Origin of the sequence: Burkholderia seminalis, from assembly GCF_001718535.1 — a bacterium.
Classification (GTDB): domain Bacteria; phylum Pseudomonadota; class Gammaproteobacteria; order Burkholderiales; family Burkholderiaceae; genus Burkholderia; species Burkholderia seminalis.
Genome location: NZ_CP013400.1, coordinates 2029818 through 2043002 on the forward strand (window position 1 = coordinate 2029818; position 13185 = coordinate 2043002).

The 13185-nt window shown below is 64.6% G+C and carries 13 protein-coding genes; 2 read left to right on the plus strand and 11 right to left on the minus strand.

The genetic code is table 11. The annotated features are described in order from the left end of the window. Nucleotides 1-44: 44 nt before the first annotated feature. From WJ12_RS29715 to WJ12_RS29745, 7 genes are read right to left on the minus strand one after another with little or no spacing between them, the layout of a single operon-like run. On the minus strand, nt 45-329 hold the full coding sequence (locus WJ12_RS29715; protein WP_034189497.1) for an MSMEG_0570 family nitrogen starvation response protein: 285 nt from the start codon (nt 327-329) through the stop codon (nt 45-47). Nucleotides 330-338: 9 nt separating this feature from the next. Then, a complete protein-coding gene (locus tag WJ12_RS29720; RefSeq protein WP_059556731.1) occupies nt 339-1523 on the minus strand; it encodes an MSMEG_0565 family glycosyltransferase in 1185 nt (394 codons plus the stop codon). After that, nucleotides 1520-2506 (minus strand): sll0787 family AIR synthase-like protein, encoded by a 987-nt coding sequence (locus tag WJ12_RS29725; RefSeq protein ID WP_059556732.1) that lies wholly within the window; start codon nt 2504-2506, stop codon nt 1520-1522. Before WJ12_RS29725 ends, WJ12_RS29720 begins: the two co-directional genes overlap by 4 nt. Beyond that, nucleotides 2503-3063 carry an MSMEG_0567/Sll0786 family nitrogen starvation N-acetyltransferase gene (locus WJ12_RS29730; protein ID WP_124607758.1) on the minus strand — a complete coding sequence of 187 codons (561 nt, stop codon included), beginning with the start codon at nt 3061-3063 and terminating at the stop codon, nt 2503-2505. Before WJ12_RS29730 ends, WJ12_RS29725 begins: the two co-directional genes overlap by 4 nt. Before the next feature lie 2 nt (nt 3064-3065). Next, entirely contained in the window at nt 3066-4136 is a 1071-nt protein-coding gene (locus WJ12_RS29735) for an MSMEG_0568 family radical SAM protein (protein WP_059556948.1), read from the minus strand. After that, the gene (locus WJ12_RS29740; RefSeq protein ID WP_059556733.1) at nt 4129-5151 is read right to left on the minus strand and encodes a Nit6803 family nitrilase; all 1023 of its coding nucleotides are present in this window, start codon (nt 5149-5151) and stop codon (nt 4129-4131) included. The genes WJ12_RS29735 and WJ12_RS29740 overlap by 8 nt, the downstream gene beginning before the upstream one ends. Before the next feature lie 19 nt (nt 5152-5170). Next, nucleotides 5171-5653: an MSMEG_0572/Sll0783 family nitrogen starvation response protein gene (locus WJ12_RS29745; RefSeq protein ID WP_034189492.1), complete on the minus strand. Its 483-nt coding sequence runs from the start codon at nt 5651-5653 to the stop codon at nt 5171-5173. 382 nt (nt 5654-6035) lie between these two features. Between WJ12_RS29745 and WJ12_RS29750 the strand changes: the two genes are divergently transcribed. Next, nucleotides 6036-7427 carry an aminotransferase-like domain-containing protein gene (locus tag WJ12_RS29750; RefSeq protein WP_059556734.1) on the plus strand — a complete coding sequence of 464 codons (1392 nt, stop codon included), beginning with the start codon at nt 6036-6038 and terminating at the stop codon, nt 7425-7427. A 134-nt stretch (nt 7428-7561) separates the two neighbouring features. Here the strand turns inward: WJ12_RS29750 and WJ12_RS29755 are convergent, their stop codons facing one another. Further along, a complete protein-coding gene (locus WJ12_RS29755; protein WP_051701016.1) occupies nt 7562-8620 on the minus strand; it encodes a porin in 1059 nt (352 codons plus the stop codon). 449 nt (nt 8621-9069) lie between these two features. Here WJ12_RS29755 and WJ12_RS29760 point away from each other — a divergent pair, with 449 nt between their 5' ends. Continuing rightward, the gene (locus WJ12_RS29760) at nt 9070-9804 is read left to right on the plus strand and encodes a helix-turn-helix transcriptional regulator (RefSeq protein WP_034189490.1); all 735 of its coding nucleotides are present in this window, start codon (nt 9070-9072) and stop codon (nt 9802-9804) included. 74 nt (nt 9805-9878) lie between these two features. On the opposite strand, the gene WJ12_RS29765 is transcribed toward WJ12_RS29760, so the two are convergent. The 3 genes from WJ12_RS29765 to WJ12_RS29775 are packed head-to-tail and all read right to left on the minus strand — an operon-like array spanning nt 9879 to nt 13181. Next, nucleotides 9879-10586, minus strand: coding sequence for an ABC transporter ATP-binding protein (locus tag WJ12_RS29765; RefSeq protein WP_226104047.1), 708 nt, complete (start codon nt 10584-10586; stop codon nt 9879-9881). Then, on the minus strand, nt 10583-12358 hold the full coding sequence (locus WJ12_RS29770; RefSeq protein WP_034189489.1) for a branched-chain amino acid ABC transporter ATP-binding protein/permease: 1776 nt from the start codon (nt 12356-12358) through the stop codon (nt 10583-10585). Before WJ12_RS29770 ends, WJ12_RS29765 begins: the two co-directional genes overlap by 4 nt. Next, nucleotides 12336-13181, minus strand: a complete 846-nt coding sequence (locus WJ12_RS29775) for a branched-chain amino acid ABC transporter permease (protein WP_059556949.1) — start codon at nt 13179-13181, stop codon at nt 12336-12338. The genes WJ12_RS29770 and WJ12_RS29775 overlap by 23 nt, the downstream gene beginning before the upstream one ends. Nucleotides 13182-13185 lie beyond the last annotated feature (4 nt).

Consider the following 13185-nt stretch of genomic DNA (forward strand, 5'->3'; position numbering starts at 1 on the left):
AATGTGTGTTGAAGACGACGGTGGATTGCCGCGTGCCGGACGCCCTAAACGAGCTCGATGACGGTCACGGTCGCATCGCCCTGCGGAGAAAATCGTTGCGCGTGCGCTTCGATCCGTGCCAGCTCATCCATCGCGGCCGAGCACGCGAACCCGTATTTCTCCCGTACGCGCTCGGACCCGATACCCAGGGCACGCCGGGCTCGTTCGACGAAGTCGTCGAGCGCGTATTGCGTGCCGGGCGTGAAAAATTCCGACACCACGGTCGAAGGCGAATAGCAATTGGTTTCCGACTGGTCGGGCCAACGGACCCGAAAATGCATGACCGGCATGATGCCTCCTCACTTGGCGGACGATGCTTGCGCACGCTGCGCCAGCCTGTCCTGGTAGATGTCCAAATGCCTGCGCGCACTCGCTTCCCATGTGAAGCGGTTCATCAGCGCGGGCACGGCACGTGCGAAATCGGGAGCACGCCGTCCCGATAGCGCGTCGCGCAGCGCGCCGGCGATCGAATCCACATCGGCGGGATCGGCCCACACACACACGCGCTCGTCCAGATACTCGGTAAAGGGTTCGATTTCGGATACGACCACGGGCTTTCCGCAAGCAAGCCCCTCGAGCACGACCAGGCCGAATCCCTCCCGGATCGACACCATCGACACCACGTCGGCGCAGTGCATCAGCGCGACCAGCGCCGCATCGTCGAGCGGCCCCGTCGACACGACGGTTTCGTCGACGCCGATCCCCAGCCCCAGCGCGGCGGCGCGCGCGACGAAGCGGCGCGCGTAGGCATCGTGATCGAGCAGACTCGCGCCGCCCCCGATCACGAGCCGTGCGTCGGGCATCGTGCCGCGCAACCGGGCGAACGCCTCGAGCAGCGCGATCGAATTTTTCCGCTGCTCGATCCCGCCGATCGCGAGGACGACCGGTGCGCCGTGCAGGCCGAACCGCTGCCGCACCGCCTGCACGGCCGCCCGATCCGCCCGAGCGAACCGGGAGACGTCCACGCCGTTGGGCACCACGCTTGCGTCGACCCCGAACGTCCCGCGCATCGTGGCTGCCCACGCAGCGCTCACGCACAGCACCTGGTCCGCCGCTCGCCACGCGCGCGCCTGCCAGCGTTCGAGCTGCGGGTCGTCGAATACGTCGAGGTGATGCACGGTCCGTACGAAGCCGTCTATTACACCCGACTGCTTCAGGTCGGCCAGCGCATTGCCCGTGATGCTGTCCTGGGCATGCAGCACGTCGAAGCCGCTTGCATCGTGCTCCAGCAATGCATGCCTGATCGCGACAATCCGCGCGCGCACCATGTCCGCGACGCTGCGCGGATGGCCATCGACGCGCGCCAGCACGACGCGGCACCGGACGTCGCGGAACATTCTCTCGCCCGGCGCGGCCGGTGCGAACACGGTGACGTCGCTGCCCGCATCGTGCAGCGCACGGGCGAGTTCCAGCGCGTGCACGACACCGCCGCGCGGATTGACCGAGTGGGTGAGCAGTGCGATGCGCAACGTATCGGCGCTCATCGCACATCCCCAACGGTGCAGGTGATGAACGGCTCGACCCGGAAATCCCACAGCACCGCCGTTTCGCCCGCTTCTTCGACGACGACCTCGCACGAGGCGTCGATATCGCCGATCACCGCGCACGCAAGCCCGCGCGCCGCGAAGCGTTCCGCGATCGCGTCGGCATGCGCCGGCCGCGCCGCCATCACGAACCCATAGCTCGGAAAGGCCGTCAGCCAGCGATCGAAGTCGACCCCTGGAGGACGCGGGATCGCGTCCAGCGCGATCCGCGCACCGACGCGCGAGCATTCGGCGAGCATCAGCGCCGTCCCGAGCACGCCGGCCATCGAGATATCCTTCGCGGCGTCGCACAGCCCGGCTTCGGCCAACGTCGGCAGAATCTCCAGATCGCCGCGTAGCCGGGCCGGCGGCGTGCCGACCGACGCATTCCAGAACGGATACGGCGCCTCGAATGCGCCGCGCAGGTCGACCGCCATCATCAGGCGATCGCCCGGCCGCGCGCTGAAGCTCGACAGCAGCGCGCGGGCCCGGCCCAGGATCGATACGGCCAGTTGCCCCTGCACGCTGCGCGTGTTGCTGTGGCCGCCGACGATCGGCACGCCGTACGCGGACGCCGCCGCGGCCATCCCGGCGAGCACCGGCCGCGCGGCGTCGATTCCGTCGCTCCACAATGCATCGACGACGGCGATCGGCCGCCCGCCCATCGCGTAGATGTCGCTGACGTTCGCCATCACGCCGCTGTACCCGGCAAACCACGGCATCGACTCGACGAAATCGCCGACCATCCCCTCGATCGCAAACAGCAGGTAGCCGTCCGCGTCGGGAATCGCCGCGCAGTCGTCACCGAGCGCGACGGCCTGTGCGAGGTCCCGTTCGCCGTTCGGTAATGCGCCCGCGAGCGACGCAACCACGCCGGCGATGTCGTGCTTGTGCTGGAAGCCGCGGCTCGCGCGCAGCGTCGCGATGCGATCCTCGACACTCATTGCGCCCCCTCCAGCCGCAGGACGAAACCCTCGAACGGCGTGCCGCACGGCGGATAGTGTTCAAGCTGGGCCTGCATCAGTTGATGAGGACGTCCGAACAACGTTTCCTCGCCGAGCGCATCCCAGTGAAGCCGAAGAAACAGCGGCACGTTCTGCGATTGCACGTGTGCGACGAAGCGCCGGCAACCTTCGGCATGCGCACTGCTGACGGCCAGCGCGATCAGCATCGAGCCGATCCTGCCTTGCCGCCGGAATGCCGGATGCACCGCGAGCCGCGAGCCCATCCAGGTTCCCGGCCCGGTTTCGTGAATCCGCACCGTGCCGACCACCTGCTCCGGCAGCCCCGCGCAGCAACTGACCGCGACCAGCAATTGCGCGTGGCGGTCGATATCGTCGCGATCGTCGCCGGCGAAGATGCCCTGCTCGATGCAGAACACGGCCCGGCGCAGCTTGTATGCCTCGTCGATTTCCCAGGGAAGCGCCGCCCATTTGATCCGGTATTCGGCTGGCCGGTACGGGCTGCTGCTGTCGGCCAGTCCCATCTCTGCGCAGTACATGGTCATACCTCGTAGGTCGACAGCGACGAGCAGGCACCGCACTTTCCGCAGCCTGCCTTGATGTCGGCGGAGCGCATGCCGGCATCGCGCAGCATGGAGCCGAGCGGTTCGAGCACCGCCCGCATGAATTCCGGCGACGGCGCGGGATGACTCTCCAGCGGCGTGCCGCTGATCGGCACGAACGGCACGACGAACGGATACACGCCCAACCCGATCAGTTCGCGCGACATGTCGAGGATCGCGGCCGCGCTGTCGCCGAGCCCGGCGAGGATGTAGGTGCTGACCTGTCCGCGGCCGAACACCGCGACGGCCGCGCGGAATGCCGCCATGTAGCGGGACAGCGGCACGCTCGCCTTGCCGGGCATGATCCGTTCGCGCACGGCCGGCGTCACGGCTTCCAGATGCATGCCCAGCGTATCGATCCCGCTTGCCTTCATCCGCTCGAACCAGCCGTCGTCGTCGGGCGGCTCGCATTGCGCCTGGATCGGGAGATCGACGGCCGCCTTGATCGCGAACGCGCTTTCGCAGAGCACGCGCGCGCCGCGGTCGGGCGTCGGCGGTGTGCCGGTCGTCAATACCATGTGCTTGACGCCGTCGAGCAGGACCGCCGCGCGCGCCACCTCGGCGAGTTGTTCAGGCGTCTTGCGGGCGATCGTCCTGCCGGCTGCGAGCGACTGGCCGATCGAGCAGAACTGGCAGGTCTTGCGCCGGCTCTCGTAGCGAATGCAGGTCTGCAACACCGTGGTCGCCAGCACGTCGGCACCGTGCAGCGTCGCGATGTGCGAATACGGCACGCCCTCCAGCGTCTGCAATGCGTAGAAGCGCGGGTTCGACGGAAAGCTGATGCTCGCGATCGGGATGGTGCCGCGCGAGAGCTGGCTGACGCCCGCCGCATCGGGCGCCCCCGCGACGAACGGCGAATCCCACGCGGTGCTCGTGTGCACAGGCACCATGATGGTCACGCCGTCGACCGTCACGGCCTTGTGATCGGACGGCCCGGCACCGCCGCGCCGGCTCGCGGCGCCAACCCGCGGATCCGCGAGGCGCAGCCCGACCGACTGCAGTTCAGTCATCAATTGCCGGCTCTGCACCGACGGTTTCGCGTTCACGCTCATGGCAGTTTCCCTCGAAGTCAGGGGCGGCCGACCCGTTGATCCCCATCGGGGTCACCGTCGCCGCCGGCCGATCGTTGATGGCAAGGCTCAGCAGTTCCGGCCGCGCATAATGGCCGACCGAGTCCATCATTCGCTTGCGCTTGGTGATCAGCGACATGTCCAGGTCGGCGATCACCATCCCTTCGCCGGCACGCAACGGCTCGGCCAGGTGCTGCCCCTCCGGGGACACGATCGCGCTATTGCATCCGCCGCGCAGGGCCTTCTGCAGATTCGGATCGCCCGTGATCGACTCGATCTGGGCATCCGTCAGCCAGCCGGTCGCATTGACGACGAAGCAGCCGGACTCCAGCGCGTGGTGGCGGATCGTGACCTCGATCTGGTCCGCGAAGATCGGGCCGACCAGCGATCCGGGGAACTGGCTGCAATGAATTTCCTCGTGCTGCGTCATCAGCGCATAACGGGCGAGCGGGTTGTAGTGCTCCCAGCAGGCGAGCGCACCGACCCGTCCGGCACCGGTCCGCACGACCTTGAGTCCGGCCGCATCCCCCTGCCCCCAGATCATCCGCTCGTGAAACGTCGGCGTGATCTTGCGGCGCTTCAGCGCGAGGCGCCCGTCGCCGTCGAAGATCAGCTGCGTGTTGTACAGGCTGCCGTGGTCGCGCTCGTTCACGCCGAGCACGACCACCATCCCGTGCAGGCGCGCGCGCTCCGCAACCGCATGCGTCACGGGCCCCGGCACCGTCACGGCCTGCTCGTAGAGCCGCATGTGATCGGCGCCGGACGCGACCGGCGTCCGCACGAACGAGAAGTACGGGTAGTACGGCACGAATGTTTCGGGAAAGACGATCAGCTGGACGCCCTTGCCGGCGGCCTCGTCGATCGCCGCGCAGACCTTGTCGAGCGTGCCGCCGGCGCGTTCCAGATCGGGCGCGATCTGGACGGCTGCCGCCCGGACGATGCGTTTGTCGGACATGATGGCACCCGTGATTCGATCAAACGGTCCAGGTATGGATGATCAGCGCGTTCTCCTTGCGGTGAAGCAGCTGGATATCGAGCACGTCGAGCGGGTTGATCGGCCGGATGCCCTCGATCAGCGACGCTTCGCCGTGCCCGTAAAGCGCCTGCAATGCAAAGCGGCACGCATAGACTTTCCCGCCTTCCTCCATGAACTTCACGAGCTGCTTGTTGAAGTTCAGATGGCCGGGAAACGCCTCGTCGCCCAGTGTCGGGAACCCGCGTTGCAGGCCGAGCGTCACGCCGGGGCCGTAGAGCAGCACCGACGTCTCGAACCCCTTGCGCTGCAGGCGGGTCGCCTGCAGGAGGTTCACGAAGCCGATCGACCCCTCGAACGCAACCGTGTGGAACGTCACGAGCGCCTTCTCGCCCGCTTCCGCCTTGACGTCTTCGAATACTTTTTCCTCGTAGTCGACGAGGAAATCTCCCTTCTTGTGCAGCGGCTGATTGACTGCGGGCATGGCACGCTCCGTCTGGAAATGAGTTGAATGAGATTCCCGAACGCTTTCGAATCCGGGCGAACTCATTAACGCAACGCATATGCCAACCGGGCCGCGACCCGATGCAATCACTCTGCAATCATTCAATCCAAAAATGCCGCTGCAGTCGGTTCGATCCTTGCGTGCCCCAATCCGGATCCAACTGAAAACGGCCCGTCCGGGCCGAACGGCGCACCTGACTGATGCAGCACGCATGAACCGGTGCGCGCCCGGCGTGCATCGATGCATCAATCCGATACACGATGCAATCAATGCAATCAGTCGCCTTCCACGGCGCGATATATATATTTTTCGATTAATGCGCCATGCTAACGTTTTGATGAATCGTCAAATGGAAACAGGTATGGATTACGCAATCCATCATTGGTCGAAGCGCTTGCTGGAAAGCAGGAAACCGGCCTATCAGCTGATCCCCGACCTCATCGAGGAAGATCTTGCGGCCGGCCGGCTGAAACCGCGCGACCGCCTGCCCGGGCTGCGCGATCTCGCCGGGGCGCTGAACCTGAACTACACGACGGTCGCCCGCGCGTATGCGGAAGCCCGCCGACGCGGCTTGCTCGATACGCGGGCAGGAAGCGGCACGTTCGTGCGCGGCCCGACGCAAACGGTCCAGCTGTCGGGCGGGAGCAGCATCGAGATGTCGATGAACATGCCCCCTGAACCGGCCGAGATGGTCGGCCGGCTGCAACAATCGGCGGCGGCATTGTTCGCCGCCGCGGACCCTTACCAACTGATGCGATATCAGGATTTCGGCGGCACACCGGCGGATCGCGCCGCCGGCCGCGCATGGCTGGCCCATCGCCTGCCCGGCTGCAGCAGCGATACCGTGCTCGTTTGTCCGGGAATCCACAGCGCGCTCGTCGCGCTCGTCTCCCGGCTTGCGCGCCGCGGTGATTCGATCTGCCTCGATTCACTCGCGTACCCCGGCATCAAGGCCATCGCATCGCAACTGGGCGTCCAGTTGCAGCCGCTGCCGCGGGACGACGACGGGCCGTTGCCGCATGCGTTCGAATCGTTCTGCCGAAGCGGACAGCCCGCGGCGCTGTACTGCAACCCGACCCTGCAGAATCCAAGCACGCTCACGATACCGTTCAGGCGCCGCGAAGCGCTGGCGGATATCGCGATGCGCTACAACGTGCCCATCATCGAGGACGACGCGTACGCGATGCTGCCGCAGAGCGCCCCGCCGCCACTGGCGTTGCTGGCCCCCGAACTGACCTACTACGTGACCGGCATGTCGAAGAACCTCGGCGCCGGGCTGCGAATCGCCTACCTGCTGGCGCCGACGGTGCGCGAAACACAGCGCATCGCGGGGGCATTGCGCGCCACGACCGTGATGCCGAGCCCGTTCACGATGCTGCTGTCCACCCAGTGGATCAACGACGGCACGGCAAGCGAGATGCTGGCCGCCATCCGATCCGAGGCGCATTCACGGCAGGCGATCGCCAGCCGCGTTCTCGGCGCATGGCCTTTCGACGCGCATCCCGACGGTTTTCATCTCTGGTTGCCGGTTCCCGGCGAGTGCCAGTGGACAGCACCGGATCTCGCGCAATATCTGCGAAGCCGGAGTGTCGCCGCCGTGGCAAGCGCGGCATTCTCGACCGACGGCAACCCGCCGGACGCGATTCGCCTCTGCCTCGGCGGCCCGCAGGATCAGGAGCGCTGCCGCGACGGCCTGCAGCTTGTCGCCGACGCACTGACCGACGCACATCATCTTTACAGTGCCGCGATGTAGCCGCGCCGGGTAGCGGACGGATCGCACGAACCGGACGCCGCGCGACGCATCCACTCACATGCGCATCGTATTTCGACGCACGACCAAGCGCTGCCGGCCCGCCCGTGCACCACCGGCACGTGCCGCCGCACCAGTCAGAACTTGTGCCGAATGCCGATCCTCGCCGCGGTCTGAAAACTCGTGCTGGACGGCGATCCGAGCGCTGCTTCGATTTGAGCGCCGTGCGCATGATCATGCGCGAGCGCCCCGACGAAATACACGTCCGTGCGTTTGGAAATGAAGTAATCGGCCCCGATGGTCGCCTGATTCGCGCTGCCGACCCCGTTGTTGCGCTGCTGGAACTGGAACCCGGCGCCGAGCGAGAGGTCGGGCCTGACAAAGTAAGTCACGCCGCCGTCATAGGTCAGCGCGCGCGCTTGGGTGCCGCTGCTCAACTGGACATCGGTCACCACACCGAATATCTGCGCTTTCCCCAGGCTGTATGTTGCACCGCCGGCGTATTCCGTCAAATTCGCGGAGCGGGTCGCGTTATGCTGCTTGAAATACGACAGCGATGCGGCGAGCCCGCCCCGGTTGTAGTTCAGCAGGAAGTTCATCGCGCTGTTGGTGCCCAATGAGCCGGCCACATTGCCGAAACCGTACATCGCCCCGACACTGAAGCCCGAAATCGTCGGCGAAAGATACTTCACCGAGTTATTGACGTTGTCGCCCCACAGTCGGTTATCCAGCGTATACCCGCCAGCCGCATACGCCGGAATGCCCCACGCGAGGATACCCGCGGCCGTGTTTCCCGCGATCGAGTACGCGGGGAAAATATCGCCGATGAAGTCGTATTGCCGCCCGAGCGTCAGCGTCCCGAACCGCCCGTCGAGGCCGACGAAGGCCGCGCGGTTGAACAACAGCCCGCTCTGCGCCAAGGCCCCGTTGGAAAGTTGAAAACCGCTTTCGAGCGTGAAGATCGCCTTGAGCCCGCCACCCAGGTCCTCTTTGCCCGTCAGCCCCCAACGATCTCCCTGCGACGACCCGGACGTGAACTGCACGAGCGCGCCATGTCCGGTGCCCGACGTTGCATTGTTCGTGTACGTGATGCCCGCATCGACCAGCCCGTACAGCGTCACTGACGACTGCGCATGTGCCACGCCGCACCCAACCGCGGCGCACACCACCATGCTTCGCTTGATGATCCTGTTCATATCGCTATCCTAATTTTATGGCGTAGTTTTCGTTGACGAAAATGGCTGAGGAACACGTCCCGCTGAAAATGCGCTGGAATCGTTTGATCAATGGGCAGGCGTCTGCGGGTAAACCTCCGGCTTGCCTCCACGACGAACGGTCTCAACACGTCCGCTTCCCACTGCGCGTCCACTTTATGACCGTCGTTTTTTGAGCCCCATCGTCAGAAATGTCGATGCGGAAATCCCGGTCAGTGGCGGCGGCATTCAGGGTCCGCCGCGGGCATCCCTTTCGGCCCGAAAACAGGCGGCGGATGCGACTGCGGCATGAATACAACGGACGGGCAAAGGCCGCACGTTCGTTGCTGATCGGGATTTTTTACACTGCTATGATTGATGCGTAATGCGAACCAGTCTTCCAAGACTGTCGCGCGTGCCGTCTCCCGACTCCTCCTACCGATGAGGCCCCCTTGAAGCCACCAGTTCACGATCTCACGCTCGACGAACTCCGACTTTTCGGCGACATCATCGGGCGGCTCGAAGAGCTCGGACCGATCGTGGATGTCAGACGTGTCGTTTTGTCAGACTTGACCCGGTTGTTGCGATCCGATTTCTGCGTCTCCTACAACTGGGATGCCGAGAAAGGGACCTACGTCGACCCGATTGCGGTCAACGTCGACTCGGATCACGTGCGTCGCTACACAAGCTGGTATCAGCACAATGACCCGATGACGGCGCAGCTCTGCAGGATGCGCCGGGCCACGTTCGTGGAAGAAGTGATGGACCGGCCTGCCCTGGAGAAAAGCGAGTTCTATAACGAGTTTCTCGCGCAGGATGGTTTGCATCACGGGATCAACGTGTTCGTTTTCGACGGCGAACGCCAGCTCAGCGACCTGAGAATCTGGCGAACCAGGAATCGGCCTGAATTCGAGCTGCGCGACAAACTCGTGCTCGATGCGATCGAGCCGTTCCTTTGCCGCGCCATCAAACGTCGGGCAGGCAGCGCGACGGGGCTCACGGACCGTGAGAGCGAGATCGCCCAGCTCGTCGCAAAGGGTTGTACCGATCAGGATATCGGCCGCCTTCTCTGCATCAGCTTGTCGACCGTACGCACCCATTTGCGACGGATCATGGACAAGAAGGGATTCTCCAACCGTGCGGAGCTGGCTGCTTCCGTCGCCGCGGCCGGAACGGCCGCGCCGTGACGACGATTGAACGGCGCGGTCGACGCTCAGGTACGTCAGGTACGCACGAGCGGCGAATTGCCTGATACGAAAGCCTAAACCGCCAATACGGCTTCGAGCCGGTCGCGCGACATATCGATCGAGTCGCCCGACAGCACGACCTCTCCATGATCCAGACCGATGAAATGGTCCGCGATCGAAGTGAGAAACGTCAGATTCTGTTCGACCACCACGAACGCCGCGCCTTCCTCGATTCGAGACCGGATAACGGATGCCATCCGCTCCAGGTTCTCCTGCTGAACGCCTTCCGACGGCTCGTCGATCAGCGTGAGCGGCGAACGCTCCGCGATGATCCTGGCGAAGGAAAGCAGCTTCTTTTCACCCCCGCTCAGCTTCCCGGCTGCCTGCGGCAACCGCTCTTTCAGACGCGGGAAAATCTCGAACAATTCTTCGTATGCTTCCAGGCTTCTTGTCCTGAATCCGAGGGTCAGGTTGTCTGCAACGCTCAAATTGTCGAAGACAACCCGTTCCTGCGGCGCATAGCTCATCCCCAGACGTCGCCGTTGGTGCGACGGTACTTTTCCTACTTCACCGCCGTTGACCGTGACTGCCCCGGAAGTGGGCTGGATAACACCTGTCAGGGCGCGCATCAGTGTCGACTTGCCCACACCGTTGCGGCCAAACACCCCCAGGACATTACCCGCGGCCACCTCGCCGCTGATTCCCTTGAGCACCATCGTGTCGCCGTAACCCGCGACGATCGACGAAAACCTCAACACGGCTTCCCGCCGGCGTTCGCTCACTTTCTTCCTCCCGAGTAGACGGCCTTGACGTCTGCCGACATCTTGATCTGCGACAGCGATCCGACCGCGAGGCTTCTTCCCTGATGCAGGACCACCACGTTGCCGGCGATCTTTTCGAGTGCGCTCATGTCATGCTCGATCACGATGGCTGACGCCTCCAGTTCGCCCACGGTCGACGTGATCGCGTCCATCATGTGACGGGTTTCGTGCGCCGAGAGGCCGGCGCACGGTTCGTCGAGGAGCAAAAGACGCGGCTCGGTGATCGCCACCATCGCGAACTCCAGCATCTGGCGCATCCCTTGAGACAGATCGCCCGCACGAACCGCCAGATTCGATTCGAGAAACCCGAATTTCCCGAGCGTGCGTACGCGTTGAACCGAATTCCAATGCAGCGGCGCCGCGCTCAGCATCTCCCGAGGACGTATCCGGTTCGCCCACAGGGCGATCTGAAGATTCTGGTCGACCGACAACCGGGCAAACACCGCGGGAATCTGAAACTTGCGGCCGATGCCCAGTCGGGCGACCTGCCACGCCTGAGAGGACGAAATCTCGGTCCCGCGAAAGTGAATTTCACCTGAACGGACCGGCAAGCGGCCCGTCATTGCGTTGAATGTCGACGTCTTGCCGGCGCCATTCGGGCCAATGAAACAATGGATGACCCCGGCTCCCACCTCGAGATCGAGCCCGTTGAGAATGTTGACGCCCCCCTGGCTGACTTCCACCTTGCGGAAACTGAGCAACGCGGATTGAGCCGGCCGCCTGTCGATCGTCGCGATCTCGTGAGCATCTAGCCGTTTCTCCGGAATGACGTTCGCGACGCGCAGACCCGCCATCCGGGCAAGCGCGGCGGCCGCGCCGGCCAGGCCATCGGGAAACAGCCGCACCACACCGATGAAAATCAGCGCGACCAGCACTTCCCAATAGGTGAACAGATCGCGCCAGGTCGCGGCGAGCAGCCCGATCACGACGGCACCGAGTTGCGCACCCAACGGACTGCGCTTCCCCCCGACGGCTGCCCAGATGACGAACTGCGCCGACAACGCGACGCCGACCGCCTGAGGGCCAACGAGACCCTCGTGAGGCGCATACAGCGCGCCGCCCAGACCCGCGATCGCGCCCGAGAGGCCGAAAGCGGCCGCCTTCAGCCGGTGCGTCGCGAATCCAAGGAACTGGAGGCGATCCTCATTCTCCGAGAGGGCGGCCCAGAGCGTCCCGATGGGGCGGCGACTCAACCAGGTGATCCCCGCCGTGACGACAACCGCGGCCACGGCGATCACGTAATACAGGTTTCCATACCGGTCGGTCATCGGCAGGTCGGGAATATCGGTGAGCCCGTTGAAGCCGCCGGTGACGCTGCTCCATTGATTGGCCAACAGAAATCCCAACATGCATGACGCAAGGGTAATCAGCGAAAAAAACGGCCCGCTGTCGATCCGGCGCGCAAAGACGATCAATCCGATGGCATAGGCCAGGGCCGCCGGTACCGCGACTGCAAGCGGAAGCAGGACGATCTGCCATTCGCCGCCGGCCGCGGCCGCGGCGCGCAATACCAAGGCGCTGACATACGCGCCCAGCCCGAAGAACAGGCTTTGGCCCAGCGGCAAAAAGCCCGCATTCCCCCAGCACAACGCAACGCCTTGCGTTGCCATTCCATACAGCAACAGAAGCCCGATCTGGTTTGCACTGTAGTCACCGGCCCACAGCGGCAAGCTCAGAAGAACCGCAGCCGTGACAACCTGGAGGGCCGTTTCAACGGCGCGAGACGAGGCCATTCGGGCGACTCCACAAGAAATAGATGGACAGGATCAGAACGGCGGTGTAACCCGACGTCTGATCGATGAAACTCGACACCGCGACCTGCGTTCCGCCGATGACGAACGTGCCGACCGCGAGACCGAGCAAGCTGCCCAGGCCGCCGACCACGAGCACGAAAAACGAATTGAGCAGATAGTCGAGGCCCATGTACGGCTCGACCCGCACGATCGGCGCGAGCAACACCCCCGCCAACCCGGCCAGCACCCCCCCCGTGATGAACGTGCCGCTGGCCAGCCGGGTCGTATTGATGCCGGCCGCCCTGGCAAGAAGGGGATTCGCGACCATGCCCCGAATCCGCGCGCCCGTCTGGCTGCGGCCATACCATGCCGCGAGCGCGGCGAATGCCAGGCCCACCGCGAGCATCATCGCAAGCCGGAATGCCGGATACGGGGTGCCCAGGACATCGATCGATGCGCCATCCGCGCCTGTCACGTCCTGGTAACCCTTTCCGAACAATGCGACCACCCCTTCGCGCAGCAGGATCGAAACGCCCCAGGTGGCGAGCAAGGTATCGAACGGCCGCTCATACAAGGGACGAACCAGCACGCGTTCGACGATCCAACCCACGGCAGCGCATACGACGATCGCCACGGGTATGGCAAGCAAAGCGGGTAATCCGAAACGCTGCACGACGACCACCGAGTACGCGCCCAGCATGATGAACTCGCCATGCGCCATGTTCAGCACGCCCAGCAGCCCGAACACGATGGCCAGACCGATCGTCGTGAGCGCGAGGGCCGCACACGCGTACCCGAGATTGAGAAGATGGGAAAGCAGCATGACG

What these genes read in the sequence shown, in the direction of transcription:
- WJ12_RS29715 (WP_034189497.1), bottom strand. Translation starts at nt 329, where the DNA reads ATGCCGGTCATGCATTTTCGGGTCCGTTGGCCCGACCAGTCGGAAACC.
- WJ12_RS29720 (WP_059556731.1), bottom strand. Translation starts at nt 1,523, where the DNA reads ATGAGCGCCGATACGTTGCGCATCGCACTGCTCACCCACTCGGTCAAT.
- WJ12_RS29725 (WP_059556732.1), bottom strand. Translation starts at nt 2,506, where the DNA reads ATGAGTGTCGAGGATCGCATCGCGACGCTGCGCGCGAGCCGCGGCTTC.
- WJ12_RS29730 (WP_124607758.1), bottom strand. Translation starts at nt 3,063, where the DNA reads ATGTACTGCGCAGAGATGGGACTGGCCGACAGCAGCAGCCCGTACCGG.
- WJ12_RS29735 (WP_059556948.1), bottom strand. Translation starts at nt 4,136, where the DNA reads ATGACTGAACTGCAGTCGGTCGGGCTGCGCCTCGCGGATCCGCGGGTT.
- WJ12_RS29740 (WP_059556733.1), bottom strand. Translation starts at nt 5,151, where the DNA reads ATGTCCGACAAACGCATCGTCCGGGCGGCAGCCGTCCAGATCGCGCCC.
- WJ12_RS29745 (WP_034189492.1), bottom strand. Translation starts at nt 5,653, where the DNA reads ATGCCCGCAGTCAATCAGCCGCTGCACAAGAAGGGAGATTTCCTCGTC.
- WJ12_RS29750 (WP_059556734.1), top strand. Translation starts at nt 6,036, where the DNA reads ATGGATTACGCAATCCATCATTGGTCGAAGCGCTTGCTGGAAAGCAGG.
- WJ12_RS29755 (WP_051701016.1), bottom strand. Translation starts at nt 8,620, where the DNA reads ATGAACAGGATCATCAAGCGAAGCATGGTGGTGTGCGCCGCGGTTGGG.
- WJ12_RS29770 (WP_034189489.1), bottom strand. Translation starts at nt 12,358, where the DNA reads ATGGCCTCGTCTCGCGCCGTTGAAACGGCCCTCCAGGTTGTCACGGCT.
- WJ12_RS29775 (WP_059556949.1), bottom strand. Translation starts at nt 13,181, where the DNA reads ATGCTGCTTTCCCATCTTCTCAATCTCGGGTACGCGTGTGCGGCCCTC.